Genomic DNA, 24,770 nt, shown 5'->3' on the forward strand with positions numbered 1-24,770 from the left:
GTGGTTAGAAATAGTGCTCCAGTCCTGGATTTCACCGTTGTTGTTGCCAGACTGAACTGCTTGAAGTTTTAATACGTTATTCATAATGATTCTCCGTTTATTAAATTGCTCTGTTTACTCTGGTTTCACAAAAATGGCTTGATAATGTTGCTGTTTTATCAAAGCTCAAGCCGTCATTAATTGTTTCATCTTTTTTAATGTTGCTTGATATATTCATCTTTATCTCCAGGGTGATGTTTTGTAACAAACTAGGTTTTATCTTCTTGGCGTTGGCCAGTGATTAAACAATAGCAATAATCGGTTTTTTTATAAGCTGGCTTTTATTACAGGTTTCATTTGTTTGTTAGTTTTTTATTTGCTACCCATATAATACTTTTTCCTAGCTGTATAGTATGACAGGTCGCATTGTCTTAATTCTGTGGGAAGGGAGATGTGTACCTGCTATCGTATGCTGGACACTCTGGCACTGTCACAATAAGAAAGAGCGCATTCGTTACTGACAATACGCAGAGTTAAGCGTTACAATATAGCCACTTAAATGGAGCGGGTTGCCCACGCAATGGAAAGGCACTCCTATGCTCTTCGTGGTAGACAACAGATTAGAAGAGAATAATGTTATGGCACTGACTACAGTTATACTTGCCGCGGGTAAAGGCACTCGCATGCGTTCAAAATTACCTAAGGTATTGCACCCTGTTGCAGGTCGCCCGATGGTACAGCATGTGATTGACAATGCGAGTGCGTTAGGTGCCAGTACCACAAACCTTGTTTACGGTCACGGTGCGGAGCAATTACAGGCAGCATTGCAGCATAATCAAGTAAACTGGGTACATCAGGCAGAGCAGCTGGGTACCGGCCATGCGGTTGCCGTTGCAAAAGAACACATCGCTGACGATGATACTGTGTTGATTCTATATGGTGATGTACCGTTAACGCGCTTATCCACCTTGCAGCGCTTGCTGGATGTAACGCCTGACCACGGGCTGGCTGTACTAACCGTAAACCTTGATAACCCTATGGGCTATGGCCGCATGTTGCGTGACAATGGCAAACTGGTCGGCATCGTTGAACAAAAGGATGCAACAGCCGAGCAGCTGGCAATCCAGGAGATCAACACAGGTATCATGGCGGCTAATGGTGGCTTGTTAAAAAAATGGCTGGGTCAGCTGTCCAATAATAACGCACAGGGCGAGTACTACCTTACCGATATCGTTGCGATGGCACACCACGATGGCGTTGAGATAACCTCTGCACAGCCGGATGACGCGATGGAAGTGGAAGGGGCTAACAACCGTGTCCAGCTTGCCGGTTTAGAACGTGCCTATCAGGCGTGGCAGGCAGAAACCCTGATGCTCAATGGTGCCAGCCTGGCTGATCCGCAACGTATTGATGTGCGTGGTGAAGTGACAACCGGTCAGGACGTTCAGATAGATGTGAACGTGATTTTTGAAGGCCAGGTCGAATTGGGTGATGATGTGGTGATTGGTCCAAACTGCGTCCTGAAAAACTGTAAGATTGGCAATGGGGTGATGATTAAAGCCAACACCCTGATAGAAGAAGCGACCGTCGGTGATGCTTGTACTTTGGGTCCATTTGCCAGACTGCGCCCTGGGGCCGTGATGGAAACTGATTCGCACATAGGTAACTTTGTTGAGATGAAAAAGTCGCGTCTGGGTAAAGGGTCTAAAGCGAATCACTTAACTTACCTGGGCGATGCTGAGATTGGTGAAAAAGTGAATATTGGCGCAGGTACCATCACCTGTAATTATGATGGCGTCAATAAATCCAAAACCATTATCGGGGATGGCGCTTTTATCGGGTCAAACTCGTCGCTGGTAGCACCGGTTGAAATTGGCAAAACAGCGACTGTGGGCGCCGGGTCGGTGATCACCACCACTGTGGACGATGCAACGCTGGCGGTTGCCAGAGGCAAGCAGCGAAACATTGGTAATTGGCAACGGCCGACAAAGAAAAATTAATTAAAACGGGAGCTTGCGCTCCCGTTTTTCATTCTGATGCGAGGGAAATTTGCGCTACCATCTCGTGAGTTCCTTTCTGCACGTCAAAGTGGTACATTACTCGGGGTTAATTAAAATTTAACAATAAAAAACGCAACCAATCGGGTGTTAGGAAATTATGGAAAATCTCTTTAGAAAAGAAGTATTAGAGAGTAAAAGACACCGACTAGAAGGAGCTGTAAGTTTAGTTCAACCACCGGTGTTCAGGACACTGGCTTTACTTATCCTAATCGTCGTTGTTATTAGTATCATCTTTCTGGCAAGTGGCAGTTACGCGCGCAAAGAGCGCGTCTCTGGTGTTATTGAACCTAATACCGGCGTGTTAAAGCTGGTTGCCCCACAAACGGGGATCATTGCTGAGGTGCTGGTGTCTGAGGGGGACTATGTCGAAGCCGATCAGCCCCTGTTGCGCGTTGCTTCCGCCAAGCACAGTACCCAGTCACTGGAATTAAACCAGGCGTTGCTCAATCAATATGGTTTTCAGCTGCGTAATTTGCAGCAACAAATTAGCCAACAAAAACGCCAGCATATCCTTGAGCTGACAGAGCTGCGGCAGCAAAAAGCCACCGCAAAAGCACGCCTGAAAGAGCTAGATAACCAGGCCAGCACGTTCGAAAAGCGACTTAAGTTAAATCAGCAAATGGTGGGGCAGATCAGCACGCTCAAAGGGACCGGCTATATTTCTGAACTCGAATTGCAACGTCAAAAAGACACCCTGCTGTCTTTGCAGCAACAGGCGTCCAGTATTCAGTCGGAACGGCTGACGCTGGCTTCGCAAATTCAGCAATACGACACTGAGCTGGAAAAACTGCCACTGCAACACGATGACCGCCTCAGTCAGCTGGAATCTCAGCAGGCCGATCTGCAGATCCAGCTATCTTCTGTGGAGCAACAACGTCTTGGGGAATTGCGCGCACCAAAAGCGGGTGTGGTGACCGGGCTACTGGGCAAGGTTGGTAAAAGCGTGAATGCGGGGCAAAACCTGCTGAGTATCTTGCCGCAGGGCAGTCAGATGCAGGCGATTATCTATGTACCGACCTCTTCGTTTGGGTTTATCAACCTCGGTCAGGAAACCAAGTTGCGCTACCACGCTTTCCCTTATGAGAAATTTGGTATTTATAACGGCACCATAGAGCAGGTCAGTAACAGTGTGATCCTGCCAGACGAAACCAGCACCCCAGGGGTCATTCAGGAACCTGCTTATCGGGTCGTCGTGGCGCTGCAGGAGCAGCAGATCTCCGCCTATGGCAAAGCAACGCCGCTGCGCGCCGGGATGAGGCTGGATGCCGATATTATTGTCGAAGAACGCTCTTTATTGCGTTGGTTATTTGATCCCGTGTTTAGTATTAAAGGACAGCTGTAGGCTGCAACTACAAGAATAAAAAGGCTTTTTATGCACGTTGAAGACGAATCTCCGGTACAGCAGTTACAGTTCTGGTCAACAAAGTCACTGCCTGTTATTTTGCAATCTGAGGCCGCCGAATGTGGCCTTGCCAGTCTCGCCATGGTGGCGGCTTATCATGGTTATCACAGTGATCTCACCACGCTAAGGCAAAAGTTCAGTATTTCCATCGAAGGGGCAACCTTGCTGGATATTATGCACTTTGCCGAGAAACTGGAAATGAGCTCACGGCCATTGCGCATTGAATTAGAAGATCTCGATGCCCTGCAAACACCCTGTATCCTGCATTGGGATATGAATCACTTTGTGGTGCTGAAAAAGGCCAATGAAAAACGCATCGTGATCCACGACCCGGCGTCGGGCGAGAAAACCTTCACCATGGCGGAGGCCTCCAAACACTTTACCGGGGTGGCGCTTGAGCTGACCCCCACCAAGAGCTTTGAAAAGAAAGAAAAGAAACCCAGCTTACATTTCTCGGATTTCTGGAGCCGCATTACCGGGCTGAAACGCTCGCTGACCCTGATTTTTCTGCTATCTATCATATTGCAGGTGTTTACCCTCGCCGCGCCCTATTATATTCAGTTGGTGATCGACGATGTGATCCTGACCGGGGATACCAACCTGTTGACGGTGCTCGCCACCGGCTTCTTCCTGGTGCTGGTGTTTGAAATCGCCACCAATGCGCTGCGGGGCTTTACCTTGCTGCACTTTGGTAACCAGATGAACATTCAGCTCGGCGCCAACTTATTCCATCATCTGGTGCGTTTGCCCATCTCTTATTTTGAAAAACGCCACATGGGTGACGTGGTATCCCGCTTTGGCTCACTCCAGCAGGTCAAGCAAATTCTCACCACCGGGGTGATTGAAGCAATCATTGACGGGCTGATGGCGGTGATCACTTTGGCGATGATCTTCTTTTACAGCCCCACGCTGTCGGCCGTGGTGTTAGCGGCGGTGGTGGCCTACGCCATTGTCCGGATTGCGATGTACAGACCATTTCGCAATATCAGTGAGCAGGAGATCATGGCGCGTGCGGAGGAGAATTCCAACTTTATGGAAACCGTGCGGGGCATTCAGACCATTAAACTGTTTGGTTCAGAAGTAAAGCGCGAAGGCCAGTGGCAAAACCGCTACGCCAATGCTATCAACCAGAGTATTCGCCTTGGTAACTTTCAGATTGGCTATGACGCCATCAACCGTGCGCTGTTTGGCATTGAGAATATTTTGGTGGTGTATCTGGCGGCGCACTTAGTGCTCGATGGTGGTTTTAGTACCGGGATGCTGTTTGCCTTTATGTCGTATAAACGCCAGTTTATGGACAAAACAGCCAATCTGATCGAAAAGCTAATTGAATTTAAAATGGTGGGGCTGCACTTTGATCGTATTGCCGACATTGCATTGACCGACAAAGAGACTTTGCAACCGGATCAGGTGAAGCAGCATCAGGTGAAGGGTCAGATTGAGCTACGCAATATTAGCTTTGCTTACTCAGATGCCACACCTAACGTACTGAATGAGCTGAACCTGACTATCGAAGCGGGTGAGTCTGTGGCGATCACCGGGCCTTCTGGCTGTGGTAAGTCGACCTTGCTGAAAATTATGCTGGGTCTGAACCAGCCAAAAAGCGGTGAAGTGCTGATCGACGGTGTACCTATGGAGCAGATAGGTGCGCGTCAGTATCGTCAGCAAATTGCCGCGGTGATGCAGGATGATGAGTTACTGTCTGGCTCCGTGGCCGATAATATCGCCTTTTTTGACACCCCGATTGATATGGAGCGAGTCGTCTACTGTGCACAGCTGGCCGCCATTCACGATGACATCAGTCAGATGCCGATGAATTACGACAGCCTGATAGGCGACATGGGCTCGAGCCTGTCTGGTGGTCAGAAGCAGCGTATTATTCTGGCGCGTGCCTTGTATAAACAGCCCAAAATTTTATTTATGGATGAGGCAACCAGCCACCTGGATACCAACCTGGAGTCAGATATCAATGAGGCGGTATCGCGTCTTGATATCACCCGGGTGATCATTGCACACCGTAAAGAGACCATCGCGTCGGCGGACAGGGAAGTGCGTCTGAAAAAAGCGGATGTGCCTGACCCATATACGCAAGAGGAAGAATCTGTGTGTGAATAACGCCTCAGCCCATTGTTTTAATTTTGTAAAGTTTGTGACTTTTTGCGGTTGAGTCAGTAGGTGTTTTAGGTTAACGTCAATTTAGATCATTCAGGTACAGATAACACAGCGTGCATCAGTGATGCACGCGAGTCGCCAATATTATGATAACAATAACGAAAGACGATTAGATTAAGGATGAACATGCCAGAGCAAATTTCATTGTCGACGCAGCAGCGTGACACCATCAGGACTCTTCTGAAGATTATCACTGACAAGGTCAGTACCAATATACAAGATGCCCAGTTACCCAATGGGCTGCTAAGTGGGTTAGCAGGTCAGCTGCTGTTTTTATATAAAGCCTATGAATACGATGCGAGTCTGGTCGACGAGGCCCTGTTCAGTGAGAAACTTGAAGCCTTGCAGGAGGGCTTGGATCAGCAAACCTTTGAGCTGAGCAATGGCCTGGCCGGGCAAGCCTGGATGCTGGAGTATCTGAATCAGGCGGACCCCGAAAACTACGACCCTGAACTGCTAGAAGAAGTAGACGAGTTGTTCCGCGCCTCTCTGGATATTCAGCCCTGGCAGGGTGAAATCGAAATGGTACTGGGGTTGTCCGGGTTTGCACCCTATGCGTCTCGCCGTGCCAAACAATCTGATCAGGCTGCTTTGTATGAGGTCATTGTCAGCGGCCTGGAAAGTACCGCCACGCGCTTGGATAATGGCCATATAACCTGGTCGCAACCACAAGAGTCGGTTTACCGGTTTAATAAAGATGAGCCCACAGAGCCCGAGTATAACCTGGGTCTGGCCCATGGTGTGCCAGGTATCATCGCCGCCCTGCTGCCTGCGGTACATATTCCAAGCTTGCAGGCGCGTGTGACCACCTTGTTATTGGGCGCGTGTGACTGGCTGTTAGCGCAGCAGAGTCCCGACAGCACATCGCAAGCGTGTTTTGGTTCTTGCGCCGGAGGTGAACACCATTCGCGGCTGGGGTGGTGTTATGGCGACCTGACGATTGCCATGACGCTGGCACGTGTTGGTCAGCAGCTGGACCGTCCAAGTTATATCGAGCGGGCATTAGACATTGCGCTGCATGCGGCCGAGCGCGATGAACAGTCCGGTCACATTACGGATGCCGGTCTGTGCCACGGCTTTTATGGTATGGCACTGATTTACCAAATTCTTAACCAGTTAATGCCCCACCCACGTCTTGTTCAGGCGATGCAATACTGGGTCGATTATTCGCTACAGCAGTATACCGAGCGGGGTGTCGAGTCCCTGTATGCGTACAATGGGTTAGACAAAGACTATCACGAAGACTTTGGCTTTCTAATGGGGTATGCCGGGATTGGCCTGGCTTTGACCACCTTGTTTGATGATGATACCGGCTGGGTTGATTGTTTGTTAATGGCATAGGGAGTAAGTGATGTCTAAACAGCTAAAAAATGAAGACTTTTTTGTAATTCGTACGCCTCGCCTCGGGCTTGAGCAACTGGCGCAATTTGGCGAGGACAATGCCGATACCAATGTCGTGCTGGCTGCCTGGCTGGCCACACCGGGTGTTGAAGAAGCCATTTACCTTGCCAGCCCGTCGTTACTGGAGCGGATCGAGCAGTGGCGCACCAAGCCCGACTCAAAGCAAGGCAAAAAGGTTGCCCATGCGCTCATCAAATATATGGTTCGAATGTGCTCCCGGCCCACGCCATTTGGTTTGTTTTCCGGCATTCATCAGGGCCGCATTGAGCAGCACACCGAGCTGAATGTCGCCGAGCTGACTCAGGATAGCCGTAAAACCCGGCTCGATATGTTTTATCTGAACGCGCTAAAAGAGCACTTTATCAAGCACGCTTCACGTTCAGATACACTGACCTACAAACCCAACTCCTCACATTACTTTATTGCCGAGCAGTGTCGCTACATAGAAACGTATTTGTCTGAAGAGACCATGCAGTATCGCCTCAGCGCCGTGGAAAGTGACGAGTACTTCCGCTTTGTGCTGGAAGCTGCGCGGGAAGGCAAAAGCTTTAATGCACTGGTTGCTCAGTTTTGCGCCCAGTATGACGAAGCGGATCAGGAAGAGGTAGAAGCCTATATCCAGGACCTGATTGATGAAGGGGTGCTGCTGGCAGATATTCCCTTGCCACTGACGGGTGAGTCGCCAGACAGGGCACTACTGAAGTCCATTACGGCCATAGAGGAGTTTGAGACTGCCGACAAACTGGCCACGGCACTGGCGCAAATTGATAGCCTGGATGAACAAAAAACGGGTGACATCAAACCTTATAAACAGCTGCTGGAGCATCTGCAAAGTTTGCCGGTGAAGGTACAGGAGAACAAGCTGTTCCAGAGTGATATTTATCGCCACTTTAACGACTGCCAGCTGGCAGCGCAGGACGTATTGCGACTGCAAAAACAACTGGAACTGCTCGCCGGACTGAGTGTGTCCGATCAGGGCAATGCGTTGAGCCAGTTTATGACCAAGTTTAATGCCCGTTTTGAAGGCCAGTTTGTCGCACTCGATAAAATCCTCGACGATGAGTCTGGGATCGGCATTTCCACCGAAACCGGCTATGAAGCCCCGCTGGTGGCCGGACTAAATCTGGCGCGCAGTGGAGCGGGCCAACAGACTATGCCTGAAGTCAGCGTGCTGGATGGCATTGTGGAAGATGCGCTGAGTCAGCCACAAAACCGCGGTAAAGACTGTGTGGTGCTGCGTGCTAAAACTCTTAAGCAAAAAGTCACGAACAAAGACGCGGTAGCCAAGTTCCCTTACTCCTTTGCGGCCATGGTGAGCCTGCATCAGGATGACAAAGGCAATGCGGTCCATAAGTTTAATGGCTGTTATGGCCCGTCTGCGGCCAATCTGCTGGGACGTTTTTGCCACCTGGATGACGGCCTGAAAGACAATGTGGTGACACATCTGGCTCGTGAGCAGGCGCACAGCAGCGACGTGATTTTTGCTGAAGTGGTGCACATGCCAGAAGGGCGTCCGGGCAATGTGATTGCACGCCCGCATTTACGCCAGTATGAAATTGTTTTCCTCGCTGACAGTGCGTTGGATGATGAGTATCAGATCCCATTAAGTGATTTGTATGTCTGGGTGGAAGGTCAGAAGGTCAAGCTATGGAGCAAGCGGCTTAATAAGCAAGTGGTGCCACGCTTGTCCAGTGCCCATAACTATTCTGCACGCAGCCTCAGTGCCTATAAGTTTTTGTGTATGCTGCAACATCAGGATGGCAGAGCTCCACAGTTTAAGTTGCCTGCGAGTCTGGAGCGCGCTGCCTTTGTGCCCCGTCTGATGCTGGACAATCTTATCCTGAGTGAAAAAACCTGGCGTATCGACCGAACTGAGCTGGAAGCGGTGAGTAAAAAAGGCCAGTTTGATCGTGCTAAATTGGATGCGCTGCTGGATACCTATCAGCTCGACCCGCAAGTAAGCTTTGCCATGTCTGATAACGTATTGCAGCTGGATTTACGTAATCCGGACATGTTTGCGATTTTACTTGCCGAAACCAAGGGCCATCGCCGGGTTGAGCTCAAAGAAGTGCTCAGCCAGCACTATCCGTCCAGGGTGGTCGATGCGCAGGGTAACCGCTACAGCAACGAAGTGATTATTCCATTTATCAATGAACATGCCGCGGTGCATCAGCACTTTAGCGATGATCCTTTGGGTAACATCACCGCAGCGCCATTGAAGCGCCGCTTTAGTGCCGGCTCTGAGTGGTTAAGCCTGAAGATTTACTCGGGTAACTCGCTGGTTGAGCAGCTCCTGACCGACGAGCTGCTGCCTCTGATCGAGCAAAGTGGCGACCTGTACGACAAGTGGTTCTTTATCCGTTACGGCGATCCTGACTGGCACCTGCGTTTGCGTTTTCATGGCGATCCCGGGTTGCTGTGCGGTCAGCTGCTGCCCAAACTGAATGCACTTCTCGACCCGAAAGTAGAGAGTGGAGAGCTGCACAAGGTCGAGCTGATGACCTATGAGCGGGAAGTTGAGCGCTACGGCGGACCTGAGTCGATGGCACTAGTGGAGTCGCTGTTTATGTACGACAGTGAGCTGATAGCGAAAACCTGTGCGCTGATCGACGAACACGGTGAGGATGTGCGCTGGCGCATGGCGCTGGCACAGACGCATAAGTTACTGGACTTGTTCGAATATGACGAGACAACGCGTTTCACCCTGATCAGCCAATTGCGTGACGGGTTTGGCAGAGAGTTTAATGAGACCAGTGTGCTGCGCAAACAGCTGGGTAACCGGTATCGCGATTACGAAGCCCAGCTGGATAAAGACTTTGCCTTGCTCACCAAGCAGACGGACGAGCCTGCGGATGAGGTGCAACAGGCCTTGTTTGCTATCCTGTCTCAGTGGTATCAGGCGGCCGAGCCGGTGGTGACTGTGCTTAATCGTATGCTTGATGAGGGCAAACTCAACTGTAGCAAAGATACTTTGCTGGGCTCTTTGCTGCATATGCACAATAACCGCATGTTCAAGGCCTATGGCCGGGAGCAGGAGCTGGTGATCCACGATATGCTGCGCCGTAAGTACTTCTCGGCAGATAAAAAAGCCGACTAAGTAACAGAGCCGTAAAAAGCGCACTTTGCAGTGCGCTTTTTGTGTTTATGGGGCCCATTGGCTACCCTTGAGTAAAAACAAAATGAAGGATGGCATCATGGCCCGAGTATTGACCCTATGGCTCAGTGCGTTGACTTTGCTGGCGCTAAGCGCAGAGGCGCGTTCAGATGACAACAAACCTGCGCAGCTTGCCAAAGAGCTGGCTGTGTTTCAGTCGTTTTTGGGCACCTGGCAGGCGGATTTTGATGTGCCGGCAGGCAAGCCGCCAATGCGTGATGTCAGTCGCTGGGAGCGTGCACTCAACGGCACTGCGGTGCGCACTTTGCATTCTATCAATGCTGGCATGTACGGCGGAGAGTCGCTGATATTTTGGGATAAAAGCAAAAATGCGCTGGTGTTTTACTACTTCACCACCGCCGGCTTTTATACCCAGGGCACCATAGAGGTGCTCAGCCCCAGTGAGTTTGTGGCCTTTGAAGACGTGACCGGTAATCAGGATGGCATTACTCAGGTGAAATCCATCAGTCGTTTTAAAGATGGCCGCTTTACGGTATCGACCCAGTACCTGAAGCAGGGCAAATGGACTGAACCCGAGTCGCGTACCTATGTGCGCAGCAATGAAGCGGTACAGTTTAAATAACCGCTGCGGTCAATCATTGCGGTCAATATTAACCATAATAAAGAGTTAAACGTGTTCACCTCGCTCAGTATTTCAGGGCTGACTGTGTTTCAGCTGATCTTTGCCTGGCAGATGTGCTTTGCCGCGATCCTGGTGTGGCAAAATCCTCACAGTCGCTGTCTGGTGTTATTTTTTGTTTTTCAGACCTTACTCTGCCTTGCCAATGTGCTTGAAAGTGCAGGCTTTACGCTGGTAGGGTATGTCATCACACCGGCTTTTACCCTGGCCATGGGGCCAGTCTGGTATCTCAGTGTCCGCAACCTGGTCGGGGCATCAACAGGTGGCTTGCAGTCTGCCCGTCATCTGCTGTTACCTCTGGTGTCGCTGGGTTTGACCCAGTATGTGCAGCTGCTGATTGCGCTGGGCAGCATCATGCTGTTGGGCTATCTGGTGGCGTCTTTAAAACTGCTGCGTGACTATCGCGATACAGTGTATCAGGTACATGCCGATGCGGCGACGATGGATCTCAGCTGGCTGACCAGATTGCTCGGCGTGTATGCCGTGCTGAGTGTGACGGATTTTGTGCGCATGAATGTGCAGCCCATTACGCCGATGCCCTGGAAAGCCTACTGGTATCTAGCCCATGAAGTGGGCTTCTTTGGTATTCTCTCGGTGTTGCTGATTGGCGTGATAAAGCAACCGCAGGTATTTAATCGCCTGGCCCAGTATCAAACCCTCAGTCAGCGTGATGATGCTGTACAGGACACCCAGCTGGCGCAGTCGATATTTGCAGCGGTAGACGCACAGGTTCGGCAGCAGGGGCTGTTTTGTCAGCCCCGACTGAGTATTCAGCATATTGCAGATCAGCTGTCACTGGGAGTGAAACAGGTTTCGTGGGCCATTAATTCGGTGTCTGGAAATAACTTCTCTAACTATATCAATGAAGTAAGGCTTGAGCAGATTGAAAAACAATTGGCTGATCCAGCCTACGGCGAGGTATCGGTGCTCGATATTGCGATGAACAATGGCTTTAATGCCAAGTCGACCTTCAATCAGGCCTTTAAAACCCGCACGGGAATGACACCGACGCGTTTTCGACATGGTACGCTGAAAAACTAACCAAATACCCCTTTTATTCGTTCAGGATCCGGAATCTGGACGAATAAAAGTAGTTTATTCAATACATTGGTTCTTAACTTAAGAGGAGAACCAAATGTATAAAGCCGTTTTTGGACTACTCGGACTCATTATTTTGAGCTGTCAGCAGTCACATGCAACCCCATCCCGTGGCACACCCGGGTATCATAACGATGCATATCAAATCCCTGTATTGCCAGGTCAGGTGCGTGACCCACTGGGCTATTACCACAGCAAAGAGCAGCTGTTTACCCTGGTTGAACGTGAAGACTGGCCTGCGGTGGTTAAACTGGCAAGCAAGCTGACCACAGACTATCAAAACGATGGTGTTACCTGGTATCTGCTGAGCCTGGGGTATCGTCAGCAACAACAGTGGCAGGCAGCCATTGCGCCTCTTAAACGGGCGTTGCGGTTGGGCGTGCGGTTAAAGCGTTTGCCGAAATGGCATGACAACCCAAACGATATGATGGTGACCTTAGCTGAGTTGTATGGTGCGCTCAAAGATAAGCGCAATGCCATGGTGTGGCTTGAGCGGGCACTTGATGCGCGCTGGGATGACAAACCGGCACTGACGGGCCGCAGCCTGTTTAGCCGCAAGCCTAATCCACACTTTGCAGCGTTTGCTCAGGATGCCGATTATCGTCGGCTAGTGGGCGCAGAGCCAGTTGCTGAGTTCGACAGAGAGGCACGCTGGCGTCATGATCTGCATTATCTGGCTGAAGAGATCAGGCGTTTACATGTGTCGGCCTTTCACCGCATGAGCGAGCAGGACTTTGAGCACAAGGTCGTACAGATTGATAAGCGCATTCCCGCTTTGAGTGACCAGCAGGTCGTGTTTGAACTGATGCAGTTGCTCGGCATGCTGGAAAATGGTCACAACTTCATTATTCCGGCCTGGGGTAAGGCGGGCAACACTCAGCAGTTACCCGTGCAGTTTTATCTGTTTGAAGAAGGGCTGTTTATTGTGGCGGCCGACTCCGACTATCAACACCTCATTGGCAAACAGGTTTTGACGATAGGCAATACCCCGGCATTACAGGCACTGGAGAAAACCGGGGAGGTAAACCCGCGCGATAATAATATGCAGCAAGCGTGGCTGGGGCCTTACTATTTGAGCCTGACTCAGGTATTGCAGGGACTTGGGGTGGTTGAAGACGCAAGCAAAGTCACGCTGACGGTCCGTGGAGATGATTTGCAAACACAGCAGCTGACGCTGACGCCGCGCGCTATGCAGTTTAATGGCTTTCCAAAGTTGCCACGCCAGCACCCACAGTCAGCGCCTTACTGGTCCAAATTGCTGCCTGAACACAAGGCACTCTATGTGAACTTTAATGCCGTACGTGAGCGCAAGGATATGTCGCTGGATGCTTTTAACCAGCAGCTGCGCGATACCCTGCTGGCCGGGCAGGCGGAGCACTTTATTTTAGACCTGCGTGACAACAGCGGCGGAAATGGCTTCCTGCTGCCCAGTACCATTGCCACCGCAGTGTTGTTTGAGGCTTTGGTACCTAAGGGCAAGCTGATCATCCTGGTTGGACGCAATACCTTCTCGGCTGGTCACGACCTGCTGATGAGGATCAGTAAGCTGACCAGCCCTGTTCTGGTCGGCGAGCCTTCGGGGACCCGACCAAACGCCATCGGTGAGGCGGGCTGGTTCACCTTGCCCTTCAGTGGCCAGATTGGGGTGATCTCATCCCAGTTTCATCAGCAGGGCGCTGCGGAAGACAGCCGGGTGTGGCTGGCACCAGACTTGCCGGTTGCCCTGACGGCCAAGGATTACTTTGCCAATAAAGATGCCGTGCTGGATGCGGCGCTGACCTTAGTGTCCAGCGGTTCGCGCTGAGCCTGCTCTGTCAGCTGCACATAAGCATGCGCCAGCTTGAGTGCAGCTTCGCCGAAGATCCAAAACGGTTTGGTTTTACTGTTGATATTCACCGCCACGCTAAGCTGGTGGTGAGGCACCACAATTAACATACTTTGCGATCCTCGCGATACGCCGCCATGGTGGTAGTAAGTAAACGCGGGCTGACCGTTATGCTGGTACTCATGACGACGCCATCCCAGTGCATAGTTTTGCGGGTTGACCTCGCCATGATTCAGGCGCTGTGGTGTCCAGATCTGTTTGCGCACCGCCGGGTGCAAATAATGGGGGTCGAGATAACCACTGCCGAGCCGCACAAGATCACTGGGTGTGCTGATCAGGCCGCCACCGGCCAGGCGGTGGCTGAGGTTTACCGGGCGCCAGGGAATGTACCGGGCATCTTGTCCGCGACGACTAAAATAAAAGGTTGCCAGCTTATTGCCCTGTGACTCCGTGCCACTGTGGCGCATCCCCAGCGGCGTCAGCACATGCTGCTTGAGCAAGTCGAGATAGGGGCGCTGAGCATGCTGCGCCAGAACCGCACTCAGCAGCACAGTGCCATAGCTGGAGTAATAAAATGCATCGCCCGGCTTGGCACGCAGCGGTCCTTCATCAAACTGCGCAACGGCATCCTGCACCCGATCAAACTGGGTATTTAGGCTGAGCGAGCGATACAGCCCGATGCGATCCTGGTTGCCTTTGTAATGGGGCAGACCGGCGCTGTGCGATGCCAGCTGGCGCGGGGTAATATCCCGCCACGCCGGGTTGGGCAGCGGTGTCAGGCTGTCTTGTAGCGGCGTATCCAGGTTAAAGTTTTGTTCCTGCATGAGTTTTGCCATGAGTGTGGCGGTCACGGCTTTGGAAGTACTGCCAATGCGAAACTGATGCTTGGGTGTGAGCGCCGTTTTGGTTTTGATGTCGGCATACCCGAGCGTACCCTGCCAGACAAGCTCACCACGATGGGCAATGGCGGCAGAAATACCGGGCGCGTTACTTGTCGCTCTGGTGGTTTTAAGAATATCAGCGGCCCGGGTATTGAATGCACCGAGCGCCGGTCCGTGATGTGACTGGTGTGGCAAAGGCCCCTGGGGGAGCGGCGCAGCGCTGGCCAGCACCGGCACTTTTTCCAGGTTGAAGGCATAAAACTGATAGACGGGCCAGCCAAAATAGGCCAGCGCGGTTAAGAGCAGTAATGTCAGCAGACTGAGCAGGCGTTTCATTGTTGATCCTTAATTCGCGATAAACAGATTTAACTATCTGAGAATTAAGCTTTTAAATCTTGTCTAAAGTGAAAAATGCTGGCCGATTGTGAAAAGGTGGCCAATTTAAGCAAAAACTCATGGTGCGCGATATACTCAGCGTATCAGTAGCAGGAGTGAGTTATGGGCAGGCGCTTATTTTTTGGCATAGGGTTGGATGCACACAGCCAGGCGCATATTAATGCCTGGCTGTGCACTGAAGTGCGTGCCCGCAAAGCACCGACTAAAATGGAGAACTGGCATCTGACGCTGGCTTTTCTTGGTCAGGTGACTGAGTCGCAGGAGGCGGACATGGTGGCGTTTGCCCGTCAGCTTAAGGTATCCGGCTTTACGCTGAACTTTGCACACACCGGTTACTGGTCGGGTAACGGGATTTTCTTTTTACGCCCGGAGCCTGAACCTGCGCAGTTAAGTGCGCTGGCTGAGCCGTTACGTGATATGGGGGCCAAACTGGGGTTGCATTGTAACCGCTTGCCTTTTGCACCGCATATTACCTTACTGAGAGGACACAAGGGCGAGCCGGAGGTGCGCTCATCGATTACCCCCTTCACGCTGACTGTCACCCGGTTTCACCTTTATCATTCTTATCGATGCGACACGCGTGGGCTCGTTTATGAGCCCGTGCAATCTTTTGAACTGCTCTGAACAGCGCTCAGGTGTTGTCTGCGGTAGTCCCCTGGTGTCAGGGCATAAGCTTGTTTAAAGGCGCGGTTGAATGGGCCGATGGAATTAAATCCGGCATCGTAAGCTATGCTCAGAATGGCCGTGCGGGCATGGGCCAGGTCGCGTAATTGCTCGGCAGCATAGGCCAGTCGATACTGGTTGATAAAATGAGAGAAGTTTTTGCAGCCAAGCTGCTGGTTGATCAGGGTGCGCAGCTGGTGAGTGGGTATATCAAGGCGCTCGGCCAGCAGACCAATGGTGAGCTCGGGCTCACGATAAATGCCCTGTGCCAGCAGGGTTTGCAAAGCCTCATAAGAGGTTAGCCAGTGGGCAGGCACTGGCAGTGTTTGTTGGGCGGCCTGACTGGGGTTGCCGTTGTCTTTTACGGCTGGTCGGGACAATCCGCTGAGCAGTAACAACAGGCAAAAAATAAACACCGCATTGGCCAGCAGATAAATGGGATCCCGTCGAATAAGGCTGTCACTGAGCTCAAACCCAACCAGCACCAGGCAGTGCAGCAGGGCAAAGGCGGCCAGGATCAGCCGCATGCGACGACGGCTATGCACCAGGTCGTCATTAAAATTCGCCAAACAATAATACAAGGCGGCACACATGGCGAATGCTGAAAGCAGGTGCATCAGTGTATGCCAGTGGGTATTGCCTCCATAAACCAAAAACACACTGCTACTGGCCAGTACAGCACACCCCAGCAGCCAGCGTCCCCAACTCAGCGTCAGCCAGTGCGGTACACGCAGGGTGATCAGATACCAGGCACAGGCACATAAGATCAGAGGCAGCAGCTCAGTACCTGCAAGAAACAGGTTGCGTAATGGGTTAAAGCGCCACTCAGGCAAAGGCTGGGTAAGCAGCAGAAAACACGCCAGGCTGGTGGCCAGGGCTACGCTCAGCAGGCGCTCAAAGCCAGTCAGACGAGGCCAGTTAAACAGCACCAGCGCAATGAGTAAGCCGAGGGCACTAAAGCGAAAGAACAGATCCGCGAGCGTGACTAGCGCCATAATTTACGCCACAGTCGCCTGAGCAATCGAGCTACCAGGCTGTCATTTTTTGACGCTTGCATAAATAGCTGCCGGGTGGCCTGATTGCGGGCTTTGCTGACATGTTTGCGGGCACATTCGTTTGCCGCCTGTTGCCAGTCTTCGCGTTTCAGGGCAGTTAAGAGCTTAGGCCAGCGACTACTCAAATTGGTGGTGCCCAGGTTGTAGGCCAGGTCTAACAGCGCAAGCCGGGCGTTCTCCGGCAGCTGGTGGTATGCCCGGGTGTAACCATTGGCGGGGCAGATCAGACGGGCCAGCTCTTGCTCAAAGGCCCGTATCTGCTCCTCAAGCAGGCGCATACTTTCGCTGTGGGGTAAGTGTAAGGTGCAGTGCTGTTCATACCAGCGAGCCGTTTTCCCGGCTGGCAGTCGTTTTAATGTCGTGTACTCTTGCTGTTTTTGTGCCCGACTGGCGGGCTTGTTGGTGCGCTTGTCGCGCAGGCTCAGGCGGGTAAAGGCATCCTGACTGGCGACATGAAAGCCCACGCCTATGGTGGGATTGCCCCGGGTATCCAGATATAAGTGATCGATTACGCCCTCAAAATGGCAAATATGCCGGACGGCGGGCGATGATGTGCGATGTTTTGATAAAAGGCGTTTCAGCAAACCCGCTAATGCTCCTCTGTGGTCGTGTTATCTTGTTGCGCCAGGGTCAGTTTGCCCTGAGTGCAATCTTCGACGGGTGACACGTGCGACTCGACGGAAGAAATATAACATTGTTTGAGCAGCGAGCAATAACAGGTAAAGACCTCTACCTGCTCCGATATATCGTCAATTTTGTCCCATAAGCGATTGTTAAAATTGCTTTTTTGCATGGTGAAAAGCGGCAGCGTGGCGCCGTCGGCAAGCAATGAGTGTTCGGCCCGGCTGGTAATATACCAGCCAAACTTGGCCAGCACGTTGACCTCGTTGTCGTCCTGCTGCGCAGTATCAAGGGCTTCGCGATACGCGCTGATGTTACAGCAGGCATCGAACAGCGCTGTGAGCGAGTCATAGGCCTGGCCGCGGTAGTGGTATTGCACCCATTCAATCAGGGCGGGGCCGGTGCCCGAGTTCAGGATGCCAATGGTTATCCTGGGCCTTTCTGCCTCAAGGTCAAAGTTACTGTAGCTAAATTGCAGCCAGGGCCAGGTTTCGGCTTCCAGCTGTCGCTCTGCTGCGGCCACTTGCTCCTGTGCGGCCTTGGCCTGCATATAGGTGGCATAAAAAGACGCGGCCGAGATCAGCATGGCGCACAGTGCCAGCACAGTATTCATTTTGGAGCGTGACAGGCGCAATTGCTTACCCCGGAAAAACCGCTTGGGTTTGGCCTGTTGTGTCTCGTCAGGCTGATGAGGGTCGTCCTGTACCGGGGTTATGTGGTGCGTGTTATCCACCTCGCTTGAGGTGGTTTGCTGTTGCGTCATGGGGCGAGTCCTGTCGAAGTACGTTTAAGGGGCCGAAAGATGAATGGCAAGGGTTTCTCCCAGCCTCAGCCGGTTGGTGTCGCGTCGGTTCCAGCGTTTCAGGTCCTTGACCGAGACACCAAACTGCCTGGCGATCCGCCACAAACTGTCGCCGCGTTTAACCACGTAATCCAGTGTTTCTGAGCGCGATGGCAACAGCAAAGTCTGGCCGATGCGGATCATATCGTTGCTGAGCTGGTTAAACTGGCGCAGTTCAGCGACCGACAAACCATGCTGTTTTGCTATCCTGCTCAGGCTGTCGCCACGGCGCACCTCCACCTTTTGCCAGCGAGTATCTGGTAATGCCTGAAAATCAGCGGCTGCCAGCTGCCACTCCTGCGTGCGGGTTGTTGGCACCAGCACGTGGCCTGGCCCGTTGAGTAGCACCGGGAAGCGGCGAAAGCCCGGGTTGAGCACTTCCAGCTCTGCCCAGTTGTGTTGCTCGGGTAAGATCACGGCTTTATCCAGGGCCAGTTGAGTGAAGGCTGGCTGGTTGTCGATGGCCGGAAAATGCATGCGCTGTTGTTTTAGCAGGGCGGCAGCGGCCAGTAGCTTGGGCACATAATGGCGGGTTTGTTTTGGTAATTTAAGCGAAAAAAAGTCGGTCGGCTTACCGGCTTTGCGATTGCGTGCAATGGCATTGGCAACCCGGCCTTCGCCGGTGTTATAGGCGGCAATGGCGTGATACCAGTCGCCATCAAAACGCTTGTTCAGATAGAGCAAAAAATCCAGCGCCGCTTGAGTGGATTGGATCAGATCCTGTCGCCCGTCAAACCAGGGATTAATGGTAACGCCGTAATGTTTTGCGATTAACGGAGTGAGCTGCCACAGCCCGGAGGCGTGTTTTTCCGAATAGGCCTGAGCGTTGAAGTCGCTTTCGATCAGCGGCATCAGCGCCAGCTCAATGGGCAGGCCACGGCGCTCCACCTCAGTCACCAGATAATACAGGTAGGGTTGAGCCCGCTCGCTGATGGTGTGCATATAATTCGGGTGTTGCAGATACCAGTTAACCCGCGCCAGCACTCTGGGGTGGGTAGAAGGGGCAAAGCTCAGCTGCATGCGAATACGCTGCCAGACATCATCGCTGGTATGGGGCGTTGGCAGTGCGGGTAATGGCCTGTCCGGCTCGAATGAGACCTCGGGAGTATGGTGGCTGGTCGCCAGACTATCATCAACGCGGCTATCTGAGCGGGTAGACTGACATCCACTGAGTGTTATCAGGGTTATCAGCAGGGCAAGGATTCTGGCTGGCATCGGACTGTTTGGCATTATTATTATTGGTTTTGATTGTATATAAGTTGGGAATTTTTGCCACTCTTGTTGGTTGTGGTTGATCGCACTGGCCGAACTGTACGTAAATTGAGCTACACTCAAATTTCAGGGTAAACCGCGTTTTGCCTGAATAGTTTGCACCGTCAGGGGGTAGTTATGTTACGTTCCGAGCTAAAAAATGAACTGGATCAAAACCATATGGATGCCGTGATCCTCAGTTATGCCGACTCCAACCATTATTTGGCCGGCGGGCTTGATGCGCTGGGCAATTATCATTTGCTGACCGACCGCGATGGCAAAACCCAGACTTACAATTCCCTGCGCGAAGCCGAGCTGGTGCTCAGTGAACTGGGTGCCACTCAGGCCACCTTTGATATGGAAACCGCTTACGACGAAATGATCGGCAATGTCAGCGATGGCCACTGCCGCTTTGTTATGCCGCTCAATAAGGCCTCACTATAGCAATATTGCGCCTCATCCGGATGATGGGGCGCACGCCAGTGGCGCATGCTAGTGGCGCATGCTAGTGGCGCATGCTAGTGGCGCATGCTAGTGGCGCACGCTAGTGGCGCACGCCGCTTAAAACAACCTCCGGTTAATGGAAGGTTTCGTGGCTAAAGCGTAAATGCTTAGCGTCTTCCATCAGCTGTCGAAAGTCCGACTGATCCAGTTGTAGCAAGTGTCTGTGGTCGCCCGACTCAATATACACATGGGGCAGATTGAGCAACAGGTCGTCATAGACGATATCCAGGTGATAGGCTTCAGCAATCGGTGGTACAGCTCCCGGGCTACAGTCTGCAAACAGTCGATAAACCTGGCGCTCTTTCATCAGGTGAAAGCGCCTTTTCAGGGCGTCGTTCAGTCTGCTCAGGCTGATCTTGTAGTTGGCGGGCAACACCGCCATCAGGCGTTTGCTTTCGTGATCTTCCAGCATCACAGCCTTTGCCAGCTGAGGCAAAGGGATTTGGCTAAAATAAGCCGAACCAAGGGATGACTGGCTCTCAACGTGTTCGATAACACGGTAGGGGATGAGATGTGTGTCTAAGTAGGCACTGATACGATGAGTCATGGGACCTCCTCGCGTTTACTTACAGTGCAACTAAGTATAGACGAGCAGGCCCTGATTGGGTGGAAAATTCGACTCAGAGTTTTTCTGGTACGCTCAGGTGCATATGACCGCGCGCATAATCCAGTGTCACCAGAAAGTGCTTAAGCACATCAAAGCCTACTATCCCTCGGACTTTCCTGCCTTTTATCATGCTGGAGGTGTGGGAGTATTGAGGTAACTTAATCAGTTTTTGGCCTTTTTCAGGGTAAGTTAGTTTGACGTTAGACAGAGTAAATGGGCCAAAGGTCAGCTCGCCGAGCGTGGTGCTGCGTAGCTTGGCAATGGTGTTTGCACCACTCGCCAGGATCAGTTCATCATCCGGATTGATCAGATCCAGCCCATCGGCCAGGCGGCGGCCGATCGTAATGCCACCACTGCTGCCGGTGTCCAGCAGCAGCCAAACTTTCTTGCCTGCCATTTCTACCTGAACGATAGGGTAGCCAGTGCCTTTTTGCGCCTGCGTTTTGATGTTTTCGTGTTTACCCACGTCAATGACATCGCGCGTTGTCATTCGCATGCGACGATTTGGGTAGTCTATCTGGATCACAAACTTGTTGAAAAAACCGGCCCCAATCAACAGGCTATACCCAGGGGTTCCCAGCCTGAAGTTACTTACGTTGAGTGCAGTCTTCATGCCGAATAGTTCAACGTCAACGTTGTTATAAACCGCTTGTCGGGCGCGCCCGAAAGCCCCCTCAACCTCGACATTGCCGCTTTGGGTTAACTGCAATTTATGATGCTCGATAAAATGCTGGTTTATTGCATTGGCGTTCGCGCCGGTGTCCAGTATTGCTTTGCTTTTGATACCAGCAACAGTGACAGGTATCGTGATATTGCCATGGTCCAGTTCGAATGGGATCCAGGGCGTAACGCCGGCATGGGCAAAGCCAGAAACCAAAACCGTTATTAAAAAATAAATGAACCTTGCCATATTAGAGTGTCTTACGTGTGTTTAGCGATAATGAAGGGCGCATTATCGCTGATTTTTTCTGCAATGGGTAGTGCCCGGACGCCAAACTAAAGCTGACCACTGAGCGTCAGGCTCAGCTGAGGCTGTATGGTTTCATCCAGCACGGCGCTGTGCGCCGGGGAGTGGCTGCGATCAGGTTCGAACAGGACTCGGGTATAGCGGTATTTTGCCTTATTAAGCGTGTTCATTTCGGCCCGCAATGATAATCCATCGCCAACCTGAGTCTGGATAAAGGCACTAAGCTCCGTGCCTGCCCGCTCGGTCAACACCTCATTGTGATAGTACTCGCGCAGGCGGGTAGGCAAAAAGGCCTCCACCCCCCAGGATAAAGTTGCCTGATCGCGACGAAACCCGACGATGAATTCGTGTGGGGTCAGATCCGTGATTGGACGCACTCCACTGAGTGGATCGTCAAATCGCGCATCCCGCCAGGTGTAGCTCAGCTCGATACGGCTGGCACTGAGCAGGCGGTCGGTATTGATGCTCCATTCGCTGTCCAGGCCAAAGTAACGGGCGCGTCCGGCATTATTGATGGCGCCATTACCGTCGCTTTGTAGCTGATATTCCTGAATATCTTTTTGCCACTGGTAGAGCGGGCTGAAGGTGAATTCAAACCAGCCGGGCCGCTCATATTGCCAGGTGAGCATCAGCTCAGTGTATTGCATGGGCTTTAACTGAGTGGCACCACTTTGGGTGCGTGAGAAACCGCTGCTCTGAGAGGCCTGAAACAGTGCAAAGTCGAGCTGTTCAACCTGGTGTTGTGCGCTGAAGGTCAGCTGTGAATGTTCGCTGAGGTCATGGCCCAGCTTAAGCTGCGGCTTGAGTAAACGATGTTTCAGCGACTGCTCGGTGTCGATACCCGCGGTCAGAGTCGCCTGCTCCAGCGCGAGTTTGCCCGACAGCTGCCAGTTAGGCGCAATAGGCCAGCTGGCCGCCACAAAGGGCTCAAAGCGCGCTTCGGTGACTTTGCTGTGTTCAATATCGCCCCCATCCCGGGTGTTGGCCGTCACTGAGTTGTAACTGCCTTCAATACCCATACTGGGTTGCAGAGTGAGCGTCGGATTACCATACGCCAGCCTGAGCACCTGCTCGCGCTCGCGCTCATCTTGCTCAAAGGTAATAAATGCCGGTTCCGGGCTTTGCCACTCTTGTATAGACAAGTCGGTTTGTGCTTGTCTGGCAAGGCCTGTGAGCTGCCATTGCCAGTCATCGGGCATGACCGTGAGCCAGTCAAAGCCCAGCTCATATTCGTCTACCTGTTCGTTGTCTGTGGTGCCATCCACCGGGGCAGGCTCAGCAGGTGTCCAGCGATAGCGCGTGCGCCAGTCGGTTTGTTGCGCTGTGGCATTCAGTTGCAGGCTGCCATGGCTCAGTTGGGTTCTGCTGATCAAAGCCAGCTGCACGCCCTGCTCGCGTTCTGCAAAATGCTCCTGCTCGATACTGGCCGGCTGCTGCGACTGAGCATCGGTATACTGGGTGAGCACACCGGATGAATACGCATGGTTGTTTAGCCACTTCACGCTTGCAGTATGTTGCCAGTCAGCGTGGTTGGTTTGCAGACTTAACATGGCTTCGTTCAGTGTGTGGTCGCTATGCTGAGATTGCATGCTGGCACGCCAATCTATAGAGCCAGCCTGCTCTTTTTTAATGATATTTACCACTTGAGTGTATTCACTAAGCTGGCTGAACGGATGCTGGCCACTGTACAACTCCAGCGCGGCTATCTGGCCGACAGGCAGCTGACGCAGCAGGGTTTCGATGGAGTCGGATTTGGACAAGGGCACCGCGCCATCGATCAAGACATTACTGCTGGCCCCGCTGAGGCCGCGTTCATTGTTACCTTCACTCAGTACAAAGGTGGGCAACTGATTGAGCAGATCCAGTGCATGCTGGGCATTAAACTTAGCCAGCGCATTGTGATCAAACACTTTGTCGGCTGGTTGCTGGCCATAGGCAGGAGCCAGCAAAGTACACAGCAGCAACGAAGGTAGCAATACAGGTTTCATCAGGTTCATACAACACTCCTTGAAAGTTGACACCATATTATGACATTCAAACCAAAGGAAACAAAAGCTTAGGGGCAAGTTGTGGCTTTCCGGGATGAGTCGACCGGGGTCGTTTTCTCGTCCCGGATAATGTGGGACGAATGGTGTGTGTGTTTTTTAGGCACTTTGGGTGAAGCGTGCTTTTACTTCCTGCTTGTAGCCTTTACTCAGGGCAACCTGTGCGCCACCGCACAGCTGAATAATGGCGCTGCCAGAGGGCTTGTTTTGGATCCGCTTTATGGCCGACAGGTTAACCGCATGCGAGCGATGGGTGCGAACAAATTGCGGTGGCAGTTGCGCCATTAGCTCTTTCAGGGTGCCGCGCTTTAGGTATTGCTGCGTGCGGGTGTGGATCTCCATATAATTGCTGGCTGCGCTAATATGAGTGATGTCGTTGTAAGCCACCAGGGCTTTATCTCTGCCCTGATCTACCCATAACGCTTGCTGATCCTGCTGAAGGTCGGCAATGGTGCGCAGCTGGGTGTGCCATAAAATAGTGATCACGAACAGCACCAGCAGATGGGAGGGGGCAAAGTAGTAGAGTGTATAGGCAATCGGGTCATCCAGCGCGACCAGATCGAATAAGGCCTGTAACAGCATAGCGATGAAGTAGGCGGCTGTCATGATTTTCAAAAATGTACTGGTGTCTACTCTTGGTGCCGGTTCAAGTCGGGCCAGCGCACGAAATAACGCAGGCGTTAACAGATACCACAAGCCCCATTCCTGCACTGCCCACCACAACGGGTTGTTGAGCCGCTCGCCTTCGGGCACCGACCAGTCGTGCAGCAAGTCAATAAAGGTCAAAAAGCCAATCACCAGCGTCCAGCCACACAGCGACAGTAACCATTCTTGTCTAATCCGAGCCGACACGAAATTTTCCCATATTTGATACACCGGCATATTTTAGCATTCTGCTAACGGATGTGAAGCCAAACAAAACAGCGATCACTCAAGCGTCATAAACATCAGCCCGCACAGCAGGTAGCGTTAGTACGTCTATCCCACAACCGTCTTCCGAGATCCCAGCCGACAGCTATTTCCATCATCCCGGTCAACGAGCCATCTCCGTCATCCCGGCCAATGAGCCGTCCTCCGTCATCCCAACCCGCAGCCGCCTTCCGTCATCCCGGCCAACGAGCCGGGAACCACTTACATCCCGCACGATAGTTAGGTTTTATACGCCCAACCCGCAATCGTCTTCCGTCATCCCGGCCAACGAGCCGGGA

Annotated in this window: 19 protein-coding genes; 10 read left to right on the top strand and 9 right to left on the bottom strand. The window is 52.2% G+C overall.

The window, feature by feature from the left end; translation table 11 throughout:
* Positions 1 to 617: 617 nt before the first annotated feature.
* The 8 genes from glmU to TW77_RS06230 all read left to right on the top strand — a co-directional run bounded on the left by glmU (position 618) and on the right by TW77_RS06230 (position 13,710).
* Positions 618 to 1,979, top strand: coding sequence for a bifunctional UDP-N-acetylglucosamine diphosphorylase/glucosamine-1-phosphate N-acetyltransferase GlmU (glmU, locus tag TW77_RS06195; RefSeq protein ID WP_046004169.1), 1,362 nt, complete (start codon positions 618 to 620; stop codon positions 1,977 to 1,979).
* Between the two features lie 157 nt (positions 1,980 to 2,136).
* The gene (locus TW77_RS06200; RefSeq protein WP_046004105.1) at positions 2,137 to 3,381 is read left to right on the top strand and encodes an HlyD family secretion protein; all 1,245 of its coding nucleotides are present in this window, start codon (positions 2,137 to 2,139) and stop codon (positions 3,379 to 3,381) included.
* A gap of 30 nt (positions 3,382 to 3,411) precedes the next feature.
* Positions 3,412 to 5,556, top strand: coding sequence for a peptidase domain-containing ABC transporter (locus TW77_RS06205; RefSeq protein WP_046004106.1), 2,145 nt, complete (start codon positions 3,412 to 3,414; stop codon positions 5,554 to 5,556).
* 183 nt (positions 5,557 to 5,739) lie between these two features.
* Complete coding sequence (locus TW77_RS06210) at positions 5,740 to 6,954, top strand: lanthionine synthetase C family protein (protein ID WP_046004107.1); 1,215 nt, start codon at positions 5,740 to 5,742, stop codon at positions 6,952 to 6,954.
* Positions 6,955 to 6,964: 10 nt separating this feature from the next.
* Positions 6,965 to 10,111, top strand: coding sequence for a lantibiotic dehydratase (locus TW77_RS06215; RefSeq protein ID WP_046004108.1), 3,147 nt, complete (start codon positions 6,965 to 6,967; stop codon positions 10,109 to 10,111).
* A 97-nt stretch (positions 10,112 to 10,208) separates the two neighbouring features.
* Positions 10,209 to 10,751 (top strand): hypothetical protein, encoded by a 543-nt coding sequence (locus tag TW77_RS06220; RefSeq protein ID WP_205623849.1) that lies wholly within the window; start codon positions 10,209 to 10,211, stop codon positions 10,749 to 10,751.
* Positions 10,752 to 10,802: 51 nt separating this feature from the next.
* Positions 10,803 to 11,849, top strand: coding sequence for a helix-turn-helix domain-containing protein (locus TW77_RS06225; RefSeq protein WP_046004109.1), 1,047 nt, complete (start codon positions 10,803 to 10,805; stop codon positions 11,847 to 11,849).
* A 94-nt stretch (positions 11,850 to 11,943) separates the two neighbouring features.
* A complete protein-coding gene (locus TW77_RS06230; RefSeq protein ID WP_052713067.1) occupies positions 11,944 to 13,710 on the top strand; it encodes a hypothetical protein in 1,767 nt (588 codons plus the stop codon).
* Here the strand turns inward: TW77_RS06230 and TW77_RS06235 are convergent.
* A complete protein-coding gene (locus TW77_RS06235) occupies positions 13,644 to 14,948 on the bottom strand; it encodes a serine hydrolase domain-containing protein (RefSeq protein WP_046004110.1) in 1,305 nt (434 codons plus the stop codon). The two genes, TW77_RS06230 and TW77_RS06235, sit on opposite strands and share 67 nt — an antisense overlap.
* A gap of 162 nt (positions 14,949 to 15,110) precedes the next feature.
* Here TW77_RS06235 and thpR point away from each other — a divergent pair, with 162 nt between their 5' ends.
* A complete protein-coding gene (gene thpR / locus TW77_RS06240) occupies positions 15,111 to 15,632 on the top strand; it encodes an RNA 2',3'-cyclic phosphodiesterase (RefSeq protein WP_046004111.1) in 522 nt (173 codons plus the stop codon).
* Here thpR and TW77_RS24160 read toward each other — a convergent pair.
* The 4 genes from TW77_RS24160 to TW77_RS06260 are packed head-to-tail and all read right to left on the bottom strand — an operon-like array spanning position 15,599 to position 19,403.
* Positions 15,599 to 16,666, bottom strand: coding sequence for an AraC family transcriptional regulator (locus TW77_RS24160; RefSeq protein WP_052713068.1), 1,068 nt, complete (start codon positions 16,664 to 16,666; stop codon positions 15,599 to 15,601). The two genes, thpR and TW77_RS24160, sit on opposite strands and share 34 nt — an antisense overlap.
* Complete coding sequence (locus tag TW77_RS06250; protein ID WP_052713069.1) at positions 16,657 to 17,310, bottom strand: glycoside hydrolase family protein; 654 nt, start codon at positions 17,308 to 17,310, stop codon at positions 16,657 to 16,659. The genes TW77_RS24160 and TW77_RS06250 overlap by 10 nt, the downstream gene beginning before the upstream one ends.
* Before the next feature lie 5 nt (positions 17,311 to 17,315).
* On the bottom strand, positions 17,316 to 18,110 hold the full coding sequence (locus TW77_RS06255; RefSeq protein WP_046004112.1) for a hypothetical protein: 795 nt from the start codon (positions 18,108 to 18,110) through the stop codon (positions 17,316 to 17,318).
* Between the two features lie 24 nt (positions 18,111 to 18,134).
* Positions 18,135 to 19,403 (bottom strand): LysM peptidoglycan-binding domain-containing protein, encoded by a 1,269-nt coding sequence (locus tag TW77_RS06260; protein ID WP_046004113.1) that lies wholly within the window; start codon positions 19,401 to 19,403, stop codon positions 18,135 to 18,137.
* A gap of 174 nt (positions 19,404 to 19,577) precedes the next feature.
* On the opposite strand from TW77_RS06260, the gene TW77_RS06265 reads away from it, so the two are divergent.
* Positions 19,578 to 19,883 (top strand): DUF6482 family protein, encoded by a 306-nt coding sequence (locus TW77_RS06265; RefSeq protein WP_046004114.1) that lies wholly within the window; start codon positions 19,578 to 19,580, stop codon positions 19,881 to 19,883.
* A 133-nt stretch (positions 19,884 to 20,016) separates the two neighbouring features.
* Here TW77_RS06265 and TW77_RS06270 read toward each other — a convergent pair whose 3' ends face one another.
* The 4 genes from TW77_RS06270 to TW77_RS06285 form a co-directional block, all read right to left on the bottom strand.
* Positions 20,017 to 20,490, bottom strand: a complete 474-nt coding sequence (locus TW77_RS06270; RefSeq protein WP_046004115.1) for an aminoacyl-tRNA deacylase — start codon at positions 20,488 to 20,490, stop codon at positions 20,017 to 20,019.
* Between the two features lie 73 nt (positions 20,491 to 20,563).
* Entirely contained in the window at positions 20,564 to 21,460 is an 897-nt protein-coding gene (locus TW77_RS06275) for an aspartyl protease family protein (RefSeq protein ID WP_046004116.1), read from the bottom strand.
* Positions 21,461 to 21,546: 86 nt separating this feature from the next.
* On the bottom strand, positions 21,547 to 23,514 hold the full coding sequence (locus TW77_RS06280; RefSeq protein WP_046004117.1) for a TonB-dependent receptor plug domain-containing protein: 1,968 nt from the start codon (positions 23,512 to 23,514) through the stop codon (positions 21,547 to 21,549).
* Between the two features lie 147 nt (positions 23,515 to 23,661).
* A complete protein-coding gene (locus TW77_RS06285) occupies positions 23,662 to 24,414 on the bottom strand; it encodes a LytTR family DNA-binding domain-containing protein (RefSeq protein WP_240479462.1) in 753 nt (250 codons plus the stop codon).
* Positions 24,415 to 24,770 lie beyond the last annotated feature (356 nt).

Origin of the sequence: Pseudoalteromonas rubra, assembly GCF_000967655.1 — a bacterium.
GTDB classification, from domain to species: Bacteria; Pseudomonadota; Gammaproteobacteria; order Enterobacterales; family Alteromonadaceae; genus Pseudoalteromonas; species Pseudoalteromonas rubra_A.